This is a genomic window from Nostoc sp. C117, assembly GCF_043099735.1.
Classification (GTDB): Bacteria; Cyanobacteriota; Cyanobacteriia; order Cyanobacteriales; family Nostocaceae; genus Nostoc.
Map to the genome: position 1 here is coordinate 6,266,989 of NZ_CP170991.1, position 17,303 is coordinate 6,284,291.

General features: G+C 38.5%; 18 protein-coding genes and 1 pseudogene. 12 read left to right on the plus strand and 7 right to left on the minus strand.

What is annotated here, in order from left to right:
* Window positions 1-319: 319 nt before the first annotated feature.
* On the minus strand, window positions 320-442 hold the full coding sequence (locus ACFG4S_RS26860) for a hypothetical protein (RefSeq protein WP_392531980.1): 123 nt from the start codon (window positions 440-442) through the stop codon (window positions 320-322).
* Window positions 443-487: 45 nt separating this feature from the next.
* Between ACFG4S_RS26860 and ACFG4S_RS26865 the strand changes: the two are divergent.
* Window positions 488-1,503: pseudogene (locus ACFG4S_RS26865) on the plus strand (transposase).
* Between the two features lie 320 nt (window positions 1,504-1,823).
* On the opposite strand, the gene ACFG4S_RS26870 reads toward ACFG4S_RS26865, so the two are convergent.
* The 5 genes from ACFG4S_RS26870 to ACFG4S_RS26890 all read right to left on the minus strand — a co-directional run bounded on the left by ACFG4S_RS26870 (window position 1,824) and on the right by ACFG4S_RS26890 (window position 7,235).
* Window positions 1,824-2,843, minus strand: coding sequence for a diguanylate cyclase domain-containing protein (locus ACFG4S_RS26870; protein ID WP_392531981.1), 1,020 nt, complete (start codon window positions 2,841-2,843; stop codon window positions 1,824-1,826).
* 825 nt (window positions 2,844-3,668) lie between these two features.
* Window positions 3,669-3,905: a DUF6737 family protein gene (locus ACFG4S_RS26875; protein ID WP_392531982.1), complete on the minus strand. Its 237-nt coding sequence runs from the start codon at window positions 3,903-3,905 to the stop codon at window positions 3,669-3,671.
* 244 nt (window positions 3,906-4,149) lie between these two features.
* Window positions 4,150-4,449: a DUF3011 domain-containing protein gene (locus tag ACFG4S_RS26880; RefSeq protein WP_392531983.1), complete on the minus strand. Its 300-nt coding sequence runs from the start codon at window positions 4,447-4,449 to the stop codon at window positions 4,150-4,152.
* A 212-nt stretch (window positions 4,450-4,661) separates the two neighbouring features.
* On the minus strand, window positions 4,662-5,678 hold the full coding sequence (locus ACFG4S_RS26885) for a sulfate/molybdate ABC transporter ATP-binding protein (protein ID WP_392531984.1): 1,017 nt from the start codon (window positions 5,676-5,678) through the stop codon (window positions 4,662-4,664).
* A gap of 111 nt (window positions 5,679-5,789) precedes the next feature.
* Entirely contained in the window at window positions 5,790-7,235 is a 1,446-nt protein-coding gene (locus ACFG4S_RS26890) for a transglutaminase domain-containing protein (protein WP_392531985.1), read from the minus strand.
* A gap of 546 nt (window positions 7,236-7,781) precedes the next feature.
* Here ACFG4S_RS26890 and ACFG4S_RS26895 point away from each other — a divergent pair.
* From ACFG4S_RS26895 to ACFG4S_RS26925, 7 genes are all read left to right on the plus strand, one after another.
* On the plus strand, window positions 7,782-8,288 hold the full coding sequence (locus ACFG4S_RS26895) for a hypothetical protein (RefSeq protein ID WP_392531986.1): 507 nt from the start codon (window positions 7,782-7,784) through the stop codon (window positions 8,286-8,288).
* A 225-nt stretch (window positions 8,289-8,513) separates the two neighbouring features.
* The gene (locus ACFG4S_RS26900) at window positions 8,514-8,843 is read left to right on the plus strand and encodes a DUF6464 family protein (RefSeq protein WP_392531987.1); all 330 of its coding nucleotides are present in this window, start codon (window positions 8,514-8,516) and stop codon (window positions 8,841-8,843) included.
* 269 nt (window positions 8,844-9,112) lie between these two features.
* Window positions 9,113-10,363, plus strand: coding sequence for an ABC transporter substrate-binding protein (locus ACFG4S_RS26905; protein ID WP_392531988.1), 1,251 nt, complete (start codon window positions 9,113-9,115; stop codon window positions 10,361-10,363).
* A 7-nt stretch (window positions 10,364-10,370) separates the two neighbouring features.
* The gene (locus ACFG4S_RS26910) at window positions 10,371-11,321 is read left to right on the plus strand and encodes a branched-chain amino acid ABC transporter permease (RefSeq protein ID WP_392531989.1); all 951 of its coding nucleotides are present in this window, start codon (window positions 10,371-10,373) and stop codon (window positions 11,319-11,321) included.
* Window positions 11,322-11,335: 14 nt separating this feature from the next.
* A complete protein-coding gene (locus tag ACFG4S_RS26915; protein ID WP_392531990.1) occupies window positions 11,336-11,938 on the plus strand; it encodes a Uma2 family endonuclease in 603 nt (200 codons plus the stop codon).
* A 39-nt stretch (window positions 11,939-11,977) separates the two neighbouring features.
* Window positions 11,978-12,988: a branched-chain amino acid ABC transporter permease gene (locus ACFG4S_RS26920; protein ID WP_392531991.1), complete on the plus strand. Its 1,011-nt coding sequence runs from the start codon at window positions 11,978-11,980 to the stop codon at window positions 12,986-12,988.
* 21 nt (window positions 12,989-13,009) lie between these two features.
* Window positions 13,010-13,780, plus strand: a complete 771-nt coding sequence (locus tag ACFG4S_RS26925; protein WP_392531992.1) for an ABC transporter ATP-binding protein — start codon at window positions 13,010-13,012, stop codon at window positions 13,778-13,780.
* Window positions 13,781-13,969: 189 nt separating this feature from the next.
* Here ACFG4S_RS26925 and ACFG4S_RS26930 read toward each other — a convergent pair whose 3' ends face one another.
* Window positions 13,970-14,125 carry a hypothetical protein gene (locus tag ACFG4S_RS26930; RefSeq protein WP_392531993.1) on the minus strand — a complete coding sequence of 52 codons (156 nt, stop codon included), beginning with the start codon at window positions 14,123-14,125 and terminating at the stop codon, window positions 13,970-13,972.
* 15 nt (window positions 14,126-14,140) lie between these two features.
* Between ACFG4S_RS26930 and ACFG4S_RS26935 the strand changes: the two genes are divergently transcribed.
* The 4 genes from ACFG4S_RS26935 (at window position 14,141) to ACFG4S_RS26950 (ending at window position 17,256) form a co-directional block, all read left to right on the plus strand.
* Window positions 14,141-14,899: an ATP-binding cassette domain-containing protein gene (locus ACFG4S_RS26935; protein ID WP_392531994.1), complete on the plus strand. Its 759-nt coding sequence runs from the start codon at window positions 14,141-14,143 to the stop codon at window positions 14,897-14,899.
* Entirely contained in the window at window positions 14,896-15,519 is a 624-nt protein-coding gene (locus ACFG4S_RS26940; RefSeq protein WP_392531995.1) for an ABC transporter permease, read from the plus strand. The genes ACFG4S_RS26935 and ACFG4S_RS26940 overlap by 4 nt, the downstream gene beginning before the upstream one ends.
* On the plus strand, window positions 15,519-16,436 hold the full coding sequence (locus ACFG4S_RS26945) for a glycine betaine ABC transporter substrate-binding protein (RefSeq protein WP_392531996.1): 918 nt from the start codon (window positions 15,519-15,521) through the stop codon (window positions 16,434-16,436). Before ACFG4S_RS26940 ends, ACFG4S_RS26945 begins: the two co-directional genes overlap by 1 nt.
* Before the next feature lie 244 nt (window positions 16,437-16,680).
* A complete protein-coding gene (locus ACFG4S_RS26950) occupies window positions 16,681-17,256 on the plus strand; it encodes a Uma2 family endonuclease (RefSeq protein WP_392531997.1) in 576 nt (191 codons plus the stop codon).
* Window positions 17,257-17,303 lie beyond the last annotated feature (47 nt).

A 17,303-nucleotide genomic window follows, 5' to 3' on the forward strand; every position in this document is an offset into this window, starting at 1 on the left:
CGGTTAAGCCAATTAATTTTAAATAGCTCCAACCAATATTTAGGAAGTTCTAAAAAATCAATTATCTGAAATTATTTGTAAATTTTTAGGGTCACACATCTGTGTGCCCCTACGATGGAAGCAAAGAAAAATGTAGAAATAAGCTCATATTTCAGCAACGCTAAATACTAAATTAGGACTTATGCAAGTGTCACAATAAATTAAAACTTTTAGTTTGTAGTAAGGGCTAAAGCCCTGATTTTGATGACTTTAGTCCTCTCTGCGAGACGCTGGGCGTAGCAATATCCCCGGAGGGTTACACTACAAACTAAAACAGGACTTACGCAACTGGTACAGAGCGATCGCCGATAGATAGTACATGAGTATTAGTTAAATCTGATTCCGAAAGCCTTGTATTCGTAATAGAAGCAGGTGTATTGGAGGCAAAGCATGAAAGATTCATGAGAAAATAGGTAGAGGTTGTATTAGATAAATGTTGCTTACGGTAATGAAATTTACTAAGCTTGATTACTGCCAATACTTATTAAGTAGTCAGATTAATTATACAGTGACCAATTTGGCAGAGCATTTAGAAAGTATTAGCCATGATGCAATTAACTATTATTTAAAAAGAGAAAAATTAACACCTCGGTTATTATGGGATAACGTGAAAGAGGTAGTTGAGCCTGATACGAATGGTTACATAATATTTGATGATAGCGTTTTAGATAAAAGGTATTCTGAAGAAATAGAAATAGTTAGAAAACAATATAGTGGTAATGAGCATGGTGTCCTCAAAGGTATTGGTGTAGTTAGCTGTGTTTATGTAAACCCTACTATTCAAAAATTTTGGGTAATCGATTACCGCATTTTTAATCCTGATGTCGATGGTAAAACCAAGATAGACCATGTGAAAGATATGCTGCAAAACCTTGTATATCATAAGCTTTTACCATTCGATACTGTTTTGATGGACACATGGTATGCCGTAAATAGTTTAATGCTTTATATTGATAGTCTAGACAAAATTTATTATTGCCCTTTAAAAACTAATCGGTTAGTTGATGATACATTTGGACAAGAAAAATATAAACGTGTTGAATTATTAGAATGGAGTCCTGAAGAATTAGACTGTGGTAAGATAATTAAAATTAAAGGGTTCCCAGCTAATAAAAAAGTGAAACTATTCCGGGTTACTGTTTCTACCAACAGAACGGATTATATCGCCACTAACGATTTATCTCAAAGCTCCACGGATGTTGTACAAGAGGTGTGTAAAATTCGTTGGAAAATCGAGGAGTTTCACCGAGAGATTAAACAACTAACAGGCATTGAATCTTGTCAATGTCGTAAAGCTAGGCTTCAAAGAAATCATGAAAGCTTCGTGCAATGTTGGTTTGGATTAGATTAAAGAATTTAGCCTATCAAACTGGTCAAACTGTTTATCAAATCAAGCATAATTTGCTTTCTAATTATTTAATTCAGCAACTAAAACGCCCAAGCATTTTTATGTGCTTGGTTTGAGTTGAATTGTCGCTGGGTAGGGCTGCACTTACCCCCTTTTTGTGCCAGTTGCGTAAGTCCTGTAAAAATAATATGCTAGTTGCGTAAGTCCTAACCAAAATATTTTTATCTGACGCAGAGATATAGGACTCCTATTTTATTTTTCAAAAAACTCAGTACACTTTTATTCCTTGTTCCCCCAAATCTTTTCCCTCCCTATGCCGCTTGCGCTGCGCTTCTCTGCGAGACGCTTCTCCTGACGGAGAGGCTTCGCCAACGCAGAACGCACACCACGCAAATAATTTCAGGAATCAAAATGGATTCCTATAAGTTTGATATTGTTAAAGAATAGATTGCCGCTTGAGACGTTTGTGAGCATACATTAACTCATCAGATCTAGCAACCAGTTGTTCTAATGACATATTGCTTTCTGCTGAGTAACGCTCTATTCCCATACTCATAGAAAGTTGATAGCTACGGTTTTGCTCTTGATTAAAGTTGGCAACATTTGTAAGCAAATGGGCTTGTATGCTATTTGCATCTTTGAAGTAGCTGGAAATGAAAACAATGAATTCATCTCCACCCAGGCGAGCAACAATATCCGAGTTACCAAAACTTTGCTTGAGTAATCGAGCAGCATCAACAATCAAGTCATCTCCTGTGTCATGACCAAGGGTGTCATTAATCTGTTTTAACCCGTCTAAATCAATGAAAACCACCCAGCACAAGAGTTTCATTCGGTGAGCAATTTTCAACTCTTGTTCAGCCAGTAGAAAGAAACCACGCCGATTATGCAAACCTGTTAGTTCATCGGTTAGCGATAACTGCCTTCCTTCAATTTCTGCTTGTTTTCGGTTACGCACTTCCTGTATGAGTTCCATCTGGGCGATCGCCTGACGACTTAAGCGTTGGAGTGCATCTAACTGCTGGTAACTTAGGTGACGAGGATTAACATCGATCACACACAATGTCCCGATAGGAAAACCATTGGGCGTAACTAGTGGCGCACCAGCGTAAAAACGAATTTTGGGATTATTTTTAACTAAGGGATTGTTGACAAAGCGATCGTCTTTGACGGCATTGGCAACTACCAATATTTCTTGTGGTTGTAGAATGGCATGGGAGCAAAAAGCCCACTCTCTGGGCATTTCCGTAGATTTTAGTCCCACTTTAGATTTAAACCATTGGCGATCGCTATCCACTAAGCTAATTAAAGCAATTGGAGTTCCACAAATGTAAGCAGCAAGAGCAGTTAGGTCATCAAACGCTTGTTCGGGTAGCGTATCCAGAACATTATAAGCCTCTAATGCTTTGAGCCTTTCTGCTTCATTGTCAGGTAGAGGAGCAGCTTGGGTTTTCACAGATGAGCGTCTGAACCTTAAGCTCGGAACTCCGCTAGGACGGGAATTTTGCAATAATCGCAGGATTCGCTCTCGAGCGTCAAATCTGCACGATAGAAACATCTCTGCAAGGGCAATCAACATTCGGTTGAATATTATACAGAGATATTGTATTGCATTCTGTTCTTCATGCCTTTGGTTTGCTCTATTGTTCATTTCGCCCTAACTTTCACTGTGCAACTTCCCTGATATGTAGATGCTTACAAGGTCTTGTGCCCAAAGCCAGGTTGAAAACCATTGCAATTGACTAAAAATTATCAAAACTTATTATGTTGTCAAAATTCTTCGTCAAAGCTTGATATTTTTGATACCAAAAATTTGTGCAAACCCTGAGGAAAGTCCGGGGATCGGTTATTTTATAAGGGACTGACAAATAAAAGGGAAAAGGGAAAAGGTTAAAGGGGAAAGGGATGAACAGGTCGCTTGACTTCGGCCGAAAGCGTGCAGTGGGACGAAGTAGGGTTTTTACCTTTCCCCCCGCCCCTTATCCCCAGAGGGGACCCCACCTTCCCCCTTCCCCTTCTTCATAAAAAATATCCCACTGCTCACAGTCAACAGTCAGCAACTTTAAGCGGGATAATTTATTTCTTGGAATTCCCTAAGCCCACTACTTTTTAGTGGCTTGGAATCACGTGGGGCATTCAATACCCTTCTGGTTCCTGTCCTTGTCCTCCGAAGTATCTTTCTGGAATAAATCTTGTGGGGCGAGGCGAGACGTCGACATACAAGAAATACTGGTGAGATATTTAGCCTACTCTACTTCAAAATTCAGAATTCTTATAAAAATCATTTAGGATTACTATAAGATTCCAAAATACCACTGCGAATAATTAGTTGTGGCCAAAGCAACACAAAAAATCCCATCCACGTCGCTACAGGGATAGAGACAAGAACTGTTACCCAGATAGTTTTAAATATTAACCAGCTACCACTAATCAGCGTTACACCTGTGAGCAGTATAGACCACGGTTGACACCACCAAGGTTTGTAATTCCAGGGACTTAAGGGCTTTTGTTCAGACATTGGTTTTGTTTGGCAAATCAGCAAATCTTCCTTAAACAAGTTTAAACGTCATAGTGCTTATTTTTCTTGTAGCAAATATACCAGGCAATTAGAAATCGCGGCTACTGTTACGCATTTAATTTGTACATTTATCTGATGACTGTTAACGATTAACAGTTAACAGTCAACGACCATCAAGTTATTTTCATCTTGGATTTAGTAACCCCAAGAGTTTCATCCTTTCTCCCTGCTGTCATCTTTTTGACTATCTGTCATATCTGTCGTTTCTCCGATTGCCAACTGAGAACTCCGCTCGGCAACCATTTTTCACCCAAATACGATTTCTCCTATAGCCCCAATTTCCTCTACAACTGGCATTAGACAATTGTCTAACAAACCTCACTCTGCCTCTAGTATTTATTGCACAAGTGTTCCTCTGATTATTCTGGCTGGAACAAGTGATTATCTCTTGAGCTGAGGCTGGAGCTGCAACGCCCAAAAGTGTTCCTATACTGACGGTTGTAGCCATGAAAGTGGCAGTAATTATGGGAAAACGCATAACCATCTTAAATGTTAGAGTTGTTCAAAAATTTGAAAACGCAAACTATAGTAATTGTAGCGAACTCTATTAAGAGCCAATTTGCCAATCAAAATCAAATGCAAAGAATATTTGCACTCTTGGCGTTAAAGCTGGCATAAAATTGTAACTCCAAAATAATAACTGTGGAATTTCAGCTATTAGTCTGGAGTTTTCATGGTTAAGAAACTGGTAAAAGTCTAAATTGAATAAGAGACTGGGAAAGACTTTGCATCCTTTGGCTTTACATACACCCGCTGTTTCGGCTCTAACTCTAATTGGTTAAAGCGATCGCGTGTTAAATGCGCCGTCACTACTTGGCCGTCATCGAAAGTTAATTCTACCTGAATTTCCCAACCCAAATGTATCAACCGACTGACTATAGCTGGCGTAGTAGCATCATTGGCATTAGTTTCCAAAATCACATCTTGCGGACGCAAAAACACTTCTGGGTGTGGCGCATCAAACCCGCTGCGTTGAAAAATTTTTGAACTGCTAGGCAATACATTCACCGGGCCGATGAAACTCATCACAAATGCCGTAGCCGGATCGTCGTAGATTTCTGCTGGTGTTCCCACCTGTTCGATGCGACCTTTATTCATCACCACAACTTCATCGGAGACTTCCATTGCTTCCTCTTGGTCGTGGGTAACAAAAACTGTGGTAACATGCACCTCATCATGAAGGTTGCGTAACCAGGCCCGTAAATCTTTGCGGACTTTAGCATCAAGTGCGCCGAAAGGTTCATCTAGCAATAAAACTTCAGGTTCTACTGCCAGCGCCCTTGCCAATGCTACCCGCTGTCTTTGACCACCGGAGAGTTGTGATGGATAGCGATCGCCTAGTCCACTCAATTGCACCAATTCTAGCAACTGTTCTACCCGTCCTTTAATTCTCTTTGGTTGTGCCTTGCGGATTTCTAAGCCAAAGGCAATATTCTGCCTCACAGTCAGATGCTTGAATAGGGCATAGTGCTGAAACACAAAGCCAATATTCCGCTGTTGCACACTTTGATATGTCGCATCTTTGCCGGTAAGAAGGATTTTGCCGCTATCTGGCATTTCTAAACCTGCAATTAACCGCAACAGAGTAGATTTACCCGATCCAGATGGCCCAAGTAACGCAACAAGCGAACCACTCTTAATTTCCAAACTGACTTGATCGACTGCCTTGAAACTTCCGAATTGCTTGGAGACATTCTCAACTACAATACCCACTGCCGCTGTACCTCTGCAACTAAATCTACAGTTCCTTGCTAGGATTACCGTGTCTTACATATACCATACAGAGACATTTTTGGATGAACAAGATTTAGCTATTTCTGACTTTTAGCGCGGTTGAGCATTAAATTTCAGTTGACCTAGAAAGCTAACTTTTTGTCCAAGACTGAATACCAAAACTTCATAATCTCCTGGTTCTAGAAACTGACAGAAGATTTCAGTTTCTCCACCTGCATTAGGTTGACTCTGGCATTTTTTAAAATTTTGTAGTTTTGCTTGGGTATCTTGATTATCTTCTAGTAAATTAAGAGATAGTGGTAAATCCCACAATGAAGACTCAGTTTTTTGTGCTTTAGTAAATAGGGCAACAATTTTTTTGTGGTAATTTGGAGAGCTACCAATTTTAATGGCAGCGACTTTTTGAACCTTTGTTCGATATTCAGTTGGGGAAATTAGCTTTAATTCTTCGGTGAAAAACTGAGGTGACAGAATTGGCTTTTGCTCAAAAGTATTGTAGTCTTCACGATGTGGTAAAAGTTGCCAATCTAATTGCTGAGGAAAATGACTTATGCTCATAACTTCAGGAGGAAGTATGAGATAATCTGCACTATATGAATCGGCAAATTCGCTAGAATCACCATCGTCCCAGGTTGTATCAACTAATTGCCAATTATCTAAAATTTTGACTGCATTCCAAGCATGATTTGTCCAATCATAATCAGAATATAACAGTCTAAAAACCTTAGGAATTAAGTCTATAGGGGCTAAGTCTCGACGAATTTTACCTCTGACATAAACAACATCTGCACCCATAGCTCGCCCCAATGCCATGAATAGATTAGCATAGCCTTCGCAAACTGCTTTGTGAGTAGAAAAAACAGTTTGAGCATCTTGATCCGGTCGTATTCCTGTTTTCAGCACTTCTAAATCATAAGTAACTCGACTAATAACATAATCATGTATAGCTTTAATTCGTAAATACGGGTCTGATTCGTGTTGATAAATATATTTAGCAACAGATTGAATAGTTGTTTCAATATTAGATGGGATATTGGCAACAACTGGATGAATCTTTGTATTATCTTTCCACGGCCAAGGTGAACTTAGTGTGGGAGGTGTAGGCTTATATACTATAAAATTGACTAAACCATTAATTTGGTTAAGAATTAGAGACGGATTAATTACATCAATTAATGCTATTAGTAGTAGAGTATAGCCTAATAAATATTTAGGTGGAATACGTTTTAAACGACTAATTTTCTCAGAAAATACAGGAAAATTGTAACGAACTAAGTATACTCTATCTTTAGTTAGATAAATAAATAAAAATCCCACAACAATCAATACTAAAAAAATTAATAAAAGTACTGTTCCACTAATAGCTGAATTACCTAAGTTCCAGATATAATTATCTTGAAAAAATAAATATATAAACCCACTCACTATACCTACAAGCAGCAAAAGCACCCCAATTCTACGAATAATGCGTTTTCTGTTTTTCTGCTTCAGCTTACGAATTTCTTTGAGAAGATGGTTTTCAAGATTCTCAGGCATAAAATACCTTTATCAAAATTAATGTCAGCGAAGAGGATGTTTTTAAAGTCTAATTTATTACTTGACTAGCCTTAGCAAGTAAAAATTGCAGACCAGTGGCTCCCCAACCCACTGGCTCAGCTACAGAGACAGAAGCCGTCTAGACGTGTTTAATAACTACAACTTTACAGTATAGTAATTCAGATATGTTACAAAAAATTATACCTATAAATGTTCCCTTTACTAAGATACTTCCAATAAAAAAATCTCCAAGCGACACAGCCTACGTGTCTTTTCCAAAATCAAATAGCAGTCCTGTATCTTGAATAAAGGTTAACGGTTAACAGTCATCAGTCATCAGGTAAATTTATTCGTCATATTCTTTCTCTGGATCGGGTTACCCAATTAACTCTGTAAAATTTTATCAATTGTTTTAAATTATACGCAAGATAGTATAATTACTGCTTATCTCTGAGAAACAACCTCAGCATACAAAAACATACAGTACAAATGTACTATTTTGCTGCTACAATGCCTTAGAAGTCAGCTAACGTTGCTTGAGGTAGTATGAAAAAAATCGCAGACAGCTACAAAAACCCTATTTTGCGAAAAGTTTCGTTGTTGCAGCCGACATCTATGACTACTGGTATAGTGCCACTGCAACCCCAAGAGGAAAAAATCATTAGTGAACGGGAACGTTTAACAGCGCAAGTTGAACGTATTAACCACATAGCAGGAGAGCTAGAAGCCGCAATACTTGAGTTGAAGGCAATAACTAACACACTCAATAGTCAAGAACGTTACCCACTCTTGAAGCCGAAGCCATACAAAAACATTTGTCAGTATTTGGCAGTTAGCGTCCCCTGGGTAAGACAAAAATCAGACCAGTCTTTTATTTTGACGACGCGAAGAGTTGATTTATTCCGAGCAGAAAGGGAAGCAGCATTACTAGCACAGCAACTTCGTCAGCAAACCAAAAAAAGATTAGCGTCCCAGCAGCACAGAAAAAACAAGAATGTGACTGAAGTTGACACAAAACGATTCTTCAAAAAGTCATTAGTCAACAAATCTTAAAACGATCGCCATTTAAAGGTAACCCAGCTCTTGGGTTGTAACAGTTATGCTGATTGAAGTGGTAGAAGGAACATATTCTCAAAACTGCCTGATACCACACTGCAATTGCTAATTGCAACCAACTATGGTAGTGAAAAGGCACATTTGCTCTCAGATTTGCACTTCGTCAAACCAGAGTGCAACATCAGGGACGATCGATCAGCGCTCAAAAGAGGTAAAAAGAAGGTGTTAAAGACACTTTTAGTGATTGCCATTGGTTTTTTACCGTCCCTGTTTTCCCTGTGGGCGATCCGGAAAACGCGATCGCGATCGCGTGTACGGATGAGACAAGCAGCCATGAATTTTCCAGGAGTCCGGGAAGGGCGAAACCTGATTACATCGGTTGAAGGCGATCGCTATTATTTAGAAGGGGTGGGCTACCTTATTGGCGACATCAGCTGCAAATTTAATGCCCGATCTGGCTACATCCGCTGTGCCGTAAATCCCGACGGACCATGTAACGGTTGTCGTCACTACGAATCAAAAGAATTAGCTGGTAACGAAAAAAAGGCTTGAGAGTCTGTCAGAATTCAAGAGTCAGAATAGTTAAAGAATCATAAGAATTTAGTACTACATTCCTCGGTTTAACCTGGGAATGATAAAATTATTCCCTACTAGAATAATTTGTATTTACAAAGACTTTGAATATTTGTCTTTATATGGTCAAATAAAAATGATTTAATATAATTCTTGCAAAAGTGTAAATTTGTCTCATCTTCTTCGGAAAATGTGGGCTTTACTAATAGCTTTTGCAACCTATCTAATAGCTACATGATTATTTAACGATGAAAAAGATTTTGCCTCGGATAACAGCATTATTATCAACTTGTACTTTACTATTGACAGCCTGTGGTGGTGGCAATAGTACTGTTAAAAATCCTCCAGATAGTACTAACAATAATACTGCGAGTGATGCCGCAGCAACAACAGGTACATTATCAGGTGCTATTCCTATTGGGATTGCTGTTGCCCAGACTAGCAATGTAGCATTACTAGGTCAAGAAGAAGTTGCTGGAGCTAAAATTGCCGAAAAGTATTTTAATGCTAAAGGTGGTGTCAACGGCACTCCAATTAAATTGGTGTTTCAAGATACTAGTGGGGATGAAGCAGGAGCGATTAATGCTTTTCAAACTTTAATTAATAAAGATAAAGTTGTTGGTATTGTAGGGCCAACTTTATCACAGCAAGCCTTTAGTGCCGATCCAATTGCCGATCGTGCTAAAGTACCAATTATTGGTCCATCAAATACTGCTAAAAATATTCCGGAAATTGGTGATTATGTGGCTCGTGTTTCGGCACCAGTCTCTGTTGTCGCTCCTAATTCGGTAAAAGCTGCACTTAAACAAAATCCCCAGCTTAAAAAAGTCGCCGTTTTCTATGCCCAAAATGATGCATTTAGTAAATCAGAAACGGAGATTTTTCAGCAAACAGTTAAGGATCAAAGCCTGGAATTAGTAACAGTACAAAAGTTCCAAACTAGTGATACAGATTTTCAAAGCCAAGCTACCAATACCATTAACCTCAAACCAGATTTAATTATTATTTCTGGCTTAGCTGCTGATGGTGGTAACTTAGTCCGACAGTTACGAGAACTTGGTTATAAAGGTTTAATTGTTGGTGGTAATGGTTTAAATACATCGAATATATTGCCCGTTTGTAAAGCACTTTGTGATGGGTTATTGATTGCTCAAGCCTATAGTCCAGAACATCCAGGGGAAGTTAACGCGGCATTTCGCAAAGCCTATGCTGACGAATATAAAAAAGAACCACCCCAATTTAGTGCCCAAACTTTTGCAGCAGTACAAGTTTATGTTGAAGCTCTTCAAGCTTTAGATAAAAAGAGCAAAGTTAATAAATTACAACTACCAGATTTACGGACACAATTAAACAAACAGATACTTAGTGGAAGATACAATACACCTTTGGGTGAAATTGGTTTTACTCCCGTAGGTGAGGTGATTCAAAAAGATTTCTATGTAGCCCAAATCAAAATGCAAAAAGATGGCAGTCAAGGTAAATTTACATTCCTCAAATAATTGCTAAATGAATATAAGTCTATTTTTACAGCAATTATTAAATGGTTTATCCATTGGTAGTGTATATGCAATTTTCGCCTTAGGATATACCTTAGTTTATTCTATTTTGGGCATCATTAATTTAGCTCATGGAGCAATTTTTACGTTGGGTGCATATTTCACTTATGCACTCATGGGTGGTAACTTTGGATTTAACGGCTTATTAGCTAATGCAGCCTTGCCAATAAAATTACCATTTGCTATAGCTTTGATTTTAGGAAGTAGCTTGGCGGGATTAGTAGGGGTAGTGATGGAACGAGTTGCCTTTCAACCGCTACGACGTCAAGGCTCCGATCCTTTACTAACTGTTGTTTCTAGCTTGGGAGTAGCAGTGGTAATTGTGAACTTAATCCAATATTTAGTAGGTGCAGAAAGTTACACATACCCAGCAAATACTTATGGCAACTTACCGCCTTCTATTAACTTTGGTACTGAAGAAAAGCAGATTCCGATTCGCACCGTTCAGATCGTAATTTTTGCTGTATCAGTCGTGATTGTGGCAATTCTCAGCTATTTTATCAATCGCACTAAATATGGTAAAGCAATGCAAGCGATCGCCGAAGATCCAACCACTGCTAGTTTGTTAGGCATTAATAGCGATCGCTTTATCATCTTAACCTTCTTTATCAGCAGTTTTTTAGCAGGATTAGCGGGAACTTTAGTCGCTTCTAGTGTTAGTATTGCTGGTCCATATTTCGGCATTGCCTTTGGTTTGAGAGGTTTAGCGGTAATTGTCTTAGGTGGTTTAGGTAGTATTCCTGGTGCTGTTTTAGGAGGACTACTCATTGGATTAGTTGAAGCTTTTGTTCCTTCGGAATATTCTGGTTATAAAGACGCTGTAGCCTATGGAATATTATTTATCATGTTATTAGTTAGACCCCAAGGTTTGCTAGGTCGTCGGTTTATTCAGAAAGTTTAAAGATAGGTAGCCCTATGAAAACATACACCAAACAAAAATTAACTTTTGACCAATTTTTGGAAGAGTGTCCAGAGGAAGGTTTATATGAACTTGTGGATGGAGAAATTGTAGAAATGCGTGCAACCAGAAATCATAATGATGTCGCCAAGTTTCTATTGTTTGGTTTCAATGATGAAATTAGGCGACTAAACATAAATTATGTAGTTCATAACACAGCAGTTTTTAGAACTATAACTGCTAATGGAATAGAACAAGGGCGCAAGCCTGATGTAAGTGTCATAAATAAAGATGTATGGCGCTCAAATCGTTCTGCTTATTCTGCACTTGAAGAACCAATCCAGTTAGCTATAGAGGTAACATCAACTAATTGGGAAGATGACTACATTGATAAATTAGATGAATATCAACGCTTAGGTATTACAGAATATTGGATTGTAGATTATTTGGCAATTGGTTTAAGAGAGTATTTGGGAAATCCCAAAGTTCCGACTGTGTTTGTTTTTCTACTAGATGCTGAGGGAAAATATCAAAGGACACAGTTTAGAGGTTCTGAACGAATTGTGTCACGAACTTTTCTTGACTTGGCGCTGACAGCAGAGCAAATATTAACAGCTTAAGAATTGATCGAAGTGATAGCTTAATCAAAATATTTTACAATGTCTGAATTTTTCTCTACTTATGAGTCACCAATAGTCTATATGGTATTGGAGGCTTTATTAGGACTATCGCTTTATTTGCCGCTGATGGCTGGGCAATTGTCTTTGGCTAGCCCTGGATTCTATGCTTTAGGTGGATATATTGCAGCAATTTTATCTACACAAGTTTTCACCTCTAGTAATACTTTATTTCCGATTCCATTACTTTTAAAAGTTTTCCCATCTAATAATAATTTATTTCCGATTGCATTACTTTTATTAGAGATGTTGATTGCTGGTTTAATCTCTGGTATATTAGCTGTAATAGTGGGAATTCCGGCATTACGGTTACGGGGAATTTATTTAGCGATCGCTACTATTGCTTTTGTCGAAGTCTTGCGAGTTGTATCCTTAAATCTAGATATTACAGGCGGCGCTGTCGGGATTTTTGGGATTCCTCAACCTTTCCAAACACAACTTGAATACTTGTGGATTGCCTTGCCATTACTGTTAGTTAGTATGGTGTTGTTTTACCGTTTAGAACGCATTCGTACAGGCAGGGCATTTATTGCTATTCGTGAAGATGAATTAGCTGCCAGTGCAATGGGAATTAACCCCACTTACTATAAGGTTTTAGCCTTTACTCTAGGGGCAATTCTTGCCGGAACTGTAGGTGTAATCAGCGCTCATTTTCTCAATACTTGGAATGCGAGACAAGGTACTTTTGATGCCAGTATTACTTATTTAACCATTGTATTAATTGGTGGTTCTAGAACATTTTTAGGTTCAGTGGTAGGTGCTATTGTATTAAAAGTCTTATTAGAAATAATTTTGCGAAGAATAGCTGATGTAGAGGGTTTTCCAAATTGGTTAGCCCAATTTTTACGCGATGGAAGATTAATTATTTATGGTATTTTAATAGTTTTAGGAACTATATTTTTTCCCCAAGGATTTGTGACTCCAGACATTTTGAAAAAGCTGAAAAGGATATTGATAAAGTTAATTTTCAAGATATCAAAACAGACAAGTTAATAAACAGAAGACTGGAGACAAATGACAAATGACATAGTTTTAGAAGCAAAATCACTGACTCGCCGCTTTGGAGGTTTAGTTGCGGTAAATAATGTATCTTTTACAGTGAATGAACATGAGATTTTTGGACTTATTGGCCCTAACGGTGCTGGGAAAACAACACTGTTTAATTTGATTACAGCTTTTATTCCACTTTCTAGTGGAGAATTATGCTATCAAGGGACAAATATTTCCCAGCTACGCCCCCATCAAATTGCAGGTTTAGGTATCGCCCGGACTTTTCAAAATATTCGCCTATTTGGTGAATTATCAGCCTTAGAAAATGTCATAATTGCCCGACATCTGCATAATAAAAGTAATATATTCACAGGAGTTTTAGGATTACCACCAGCTCGTCGGGAAGAGAAAAAAAGCAGAAAAACAGCTTTACAATTATTGGATATGGTCGGTTTGAGCGATCGCGCTGATGAAAAAGCGAAAAACTTCGCCTATGGCGATCAACGTCGCTTAGAAATTGCGCGCGCTTTAGCATTAAAACCGCAAATATTACTCCTAGATGAACCTGCTGCGGGGATGAACACCAACGAAAAGCAGCAATTGAGTGAATTTATCCGTAGTCTGCGAGAACAGTTTAATTTAACAATCGTCCTGATTGAACATCATGTACCATTAGTAATGGGTTTGTGCGATCGCATTGCTGTTTTAGATTTTGGACAGTTGATTGCTTTGGGTGAACCATCTGTAGTCAGAAATAATCCGGCTGTAATTGAAGCTTATCTAGGAAATGAATAATGTGTAACTAGGGAGCATCTTAGTTTTGCAAATGCACCCTAAATCGACCCCCCTTAGTCCCCCCTTAGTAAGGGGGGAAACAAAATATTTGCTCCCTCTCCTTACCAAGGAGAGGGTTGGGGTGAGGTTGAAAAAGCTTTCTACAAAAGTGAGATGCTCCCGTGTAACTATCTGCTTAAATTACAAGACTTATTGTAGTTCTTCTAGATTATTTGCAGTTACAATATGCCATAAAATCGTCTTCAAACGCTCTAAATCATGAATTTGCTTGATTTGTGGCATCAACTGTAACCCGTTATCTGCTACCCTAATAACGTAATTTGTATCAACTTTTTGATCGTCCAAAATCTAAATCGCTTCATGCCGCAAAATAACCAAACCGCTGTCGAATTCCGTGATGTCACCTTTAGCCGCAATCATCGCCCATTGGTGTCAAATCTCAATTTCACCATCCAACAAGGAGAAGCACTGGTATTACTTGGGCGCAGTGGTAGCGGTAAAACTACAACAATGAAGTTAATTAATCGTCTATTCACACCTACACAAGGCGAAGTTTTATTTGATGGTATTCCCACAACTCAATGGGATGAAATTAAACTGCGGCGCAAGATTGGTTACGTAATTCAAGAAATTGGTTTATTTCCCCATTTTACAGTTGAACGTAATGTGGGTTTAGTTCCTTCTTTAGAAGGTTGGCAACCAAAACAAATTAAAACGCGGGTTTATGAGTTATTGCAATTGGTGGGTTTAGAACCAGCACAATTTGCTGGGCGTTATCCGCATGAACTTTCGGGAGGACAAAGACAAAGAATTGGTGTAGCCAGGGCTTTAGCAGCAGATCCGCCAGTATTGTTGATGGATGAACCCTTTGGCGCACTCGATCCCATTACACGCCTAGAAATTCAACAAGAGTTTCGGCATTTGCAGCAAAAATTAGGCAAAACAGTAGTTTTTGTCACCCACGATATTCAAGAAGCGTTTATTTTGGCATCAAGAATTGGTTTAATGTATGGCGGAGAATTGGTAGTATTGGGGACAACAGATGAATTTATGCGATCGCAACATCCAGAAAGCCTAGCCTTTCTCCAATGTTTGCGTTCCCTGAAAAACGCTTTATGAAAGATTTCTTCCTCGTTAAGTATGCCCCAGAAATTCTTCAGCATACTCTAGAACACTTATTTTTAGTAGGCATTGCCATTGGAATTGCCATAATTGTAGGCATTCCATTGGGTATTTTAATTACACGTAAAACTTATCTCCGCCAACCAATTCTCGGTATAGCAAATATTTTCCAAACTATTCCTAGTTTGGCACTATTTGGTTTACTCATTCCCATTGCCGGAATTGGTGTAGTCCCAGCAATTATTGCCTTGACTTTATATTCTTTTTTACCAATCATTCGCAACACTTATACAGGCATCACTGGCGTAGATCCAGCAATTCGAGAAGCTGGGAGAGGTATGGGAATGACAGATAGACAATTATTATTACAAGTTGAAATTCCCTTAGCAATGGGAGTGATTCTGGCGGGAGTAAGAGTAGCAACAGTAATTGCTGTTGGAATTGCAACTATTGCAGCTGCAATTGGGGCTGGTGGTTTAGGAGTATTTATTTTTCGCGGGATATCAGTAGTCAACGATCAGTTAATTTTAGCTGGTGCCGTTCCAGCGGCGGTAATTGCATTATTAGCTGACTTTGCAATTGGATGGATGGAGAATAAATTAAAAATTAAAAGTTAATGAAAAGATTTTTAGCATTTGTATTTTTAACTTTTGCTGTATTACTGCTAACCACTAGCTGCACGCCGAATTTAAAGAGTAGTAGTGGTGCTAATATTATCGTTGCTTCTAAAGATTTTACTGAACAAGATATTTTAGGTGAACTGTTAGCACAGCAAATCGAGGCTACAACTAATTTAAAAGTCGATCGCCGTTTCCGTTTGGGTGGTTCTTTTGTTTGTCATAGTGCGATTACTGCTGGCAAAATTGATGCTTACATTGAATATACAGGTACAGCTTTTACAGGAATCTTGAAGCAAAAAGCAGTTAACGATCCTAAAGAAGTTTATCAAAGATTAAAACAAGCTTATGCCCAACAGTTCAATCTGCAAGTAATGCCCAGCTTGGGTTTTCAAAACACTTTTGCTATGATTATTCGGGGTGAAGCTGCCAAACGCTACAAGATTCAAACTCTCTCCGAAGCTACTCAATATACACCTCAATGGCGCGGTGGTTTTGGCTATGAATTTTTAGAACGAGAAGATGGTTTTCCTGGATTAGCTAAAACTTACGATTTACATTTTGCTAAACCTCCTCAAGTCATGGATTTGGGTTTAATATATCGTGCATTGATTCAAAAACAGGTGGATATGGTTGCGGGTAATTCCACTGATGGGCAAATTGCTCGTTTGGGATTAGTTGTCTTAAAAGATGATAAACAATATTTTCCCCCTTATGAAGCTACGCCCATTGTCCGACAAGAAATATTAAAAAAATACCCGGAATTAAGAAATGCGATCGCCTCACTTGCAGGAAAGATTTCGGCAGATGAAATGCGGCAACTAAACTATTTAGTTGAGGGTGAATTACGGGATATTAAAGATGTTGTTCAGGAGTTTCGGAAATTGAAGGGATTAAGTTCATCTCAAAACTCGTAAAAATGTTGAATAGGATCGAAAATTGATTGTCACATTTAAGTTCAACAGTTTAATCAAACTCTATTTGTGTACACAGGTAAAATCTTCCAGTGATCGGTAGCCCCAATATCCTGTCATGGCTCCCAGCAATATGCCACCTACGCACAATTTGAAGGAATGGGGAAAGGCAATCGGTAATGTTTTGGTAAGCTATTGGATATTTACTTTTTAGCCCAGTCAGCAAACAAAAATGGGAGATACTCCTATGACAGCACTAACATTAAACCTTAATTCTGTAATTAAACTCACAAGAGAGCAGTTTTATCAATTGTGTGAAGAAAACCCCGATTTGAAATTAGAACGCAATGCCAAAGGAGAGTTGATTATAATGCCACCTACGGGAGGGGAAACGGGAAAAACTAATTCTACTATTAACGCTCAAATATGGTTCTGGAACGATCAAAATCAATTGTGCGAAGTTTTTGATTCATCGACTGGATTTACTTTACCTAATGGCGCTGACCGTTCTCCGGATGTTTCTTGGGTAGAAAAATCTCGTTGGAATGCTTTGACCAAAGAACAAAAAGAAAAATTTATTCCCCTATGCTCTGATTTTGTCATCGAGATACTCTCACCTAATGACAGCTTGAAAAAAACTCAGATGAAAATGCAAGAGTATATCGAAAATGGTTGTCGTCTAGGTTGGTTGATAAACCGAAAAAAACAGGAAGTAGAAATTTATCGCCCAGGACAAGATGTGGAAGTTTTAAAATTTCCTGAAACTATTTCCGGGGAAAATGTTCTACCTGGTTTTGTACTCAAAATACAACAAATTTGGTGAAAGTTTGTAGTGTGGGGATTGGAGATTGGGGATTAGAGATTGGGGAT

Coding starts and splice junctions, on each gene's coding strand:
- ACFG4S_RS26860 (WP_392531980.1), bottom strand. CDS start 442: ATGAATCTTTCATGCTTTGCCTCCAATACACCTGCTTCTATTACGAAT.
- ACFG4S_RS26875 (WP_392531982.1), bottom strand. CDS start 3,905: ATGTCTGAACAAAAGCCCTTAAGTCCCTGGAATTACAAACCTTGGTGG.
- ACFG4S_RS26880 (WP_392531983.1), bottom strand. CDS start 4,449: ATGGTTATGCGTTTTCCCATAATTACTGCCACTTTCATGGCTACAACC.
- ACFG4S_RS26890 (WP_392531985.1), bottom strand. CDS start 7,235: ATGCCTGAGAATCTTGAAAACCATCTTCTCAAAGAAATTCGTAAGCTG.
- ACFG4S_RS26895 (WP_392531986.1), top strand. CDS start 7,782: ATGAAAAAAATCGCAGACAGCTACAAAAACCCTATTTTGCGAAAAGTT.
- ACFG4S_RS26905 (WP_392531988.1), top strand. CDS start 9,113: ATGAAAAAGATTTTGCCTCGGATAACAGCATTATTATCAACTTGTACT.
- ACFG4S_RS26910 (WP_392531989.1), top strand. CDS start 10,371: ATGAATATAAGTCTATTTTTACAGCAATTATTAAATGGTTTATCCATT.
- ACFG4S_RS26915 (WP_392531990.1), top strand. CDS start 11,336: ATGAAAACATACACCAAACAAAAATTAACTTTTGACCAATTTTTGGAA.
- ACFG4S_RS26920 (WP_392531991.1), top strand. CDS start 11,978: ATGTCTGAATTTTTCTCTACTTATGAGTCACCAATAGTCTATATGGTA.
- ACFG4S_RS26925 (WP_392531992.1), top strand. CDS start 13,010: ATGACAAATGACATAGTTTTAGAAGCAAAATCACTGACTCGCCGCTTT.
- ACFG4S_RS26935 (WP_392531994.1), top strand. CDS start 14,141: ATGCCGCAAAATAACCAAACCGCTGTCGAATTCCGTGATGTCACCTTT.
- ACFG4S_RS26940 (WP_392531995.1), top strand. CDS start 14,896: ATGAAAGATTTCTTCCTCGTTAAGTATGCCCCAGAAATTCTTCAGCAT.
- ACFG4S_RS26945 (WP_392531996.1), top strand. CDS start 15,519: ATGAAAAGATTTTTAGCATTTGTATTTTTAACTTTTGCTGTATTACTG.
- ACFG4S_RS26950 (WP_392531997.1), top strand. CDS start 16,681: ATGACAGCACTAACATTAAACCTTAATTCTGTAATTAAACTCACAAGA.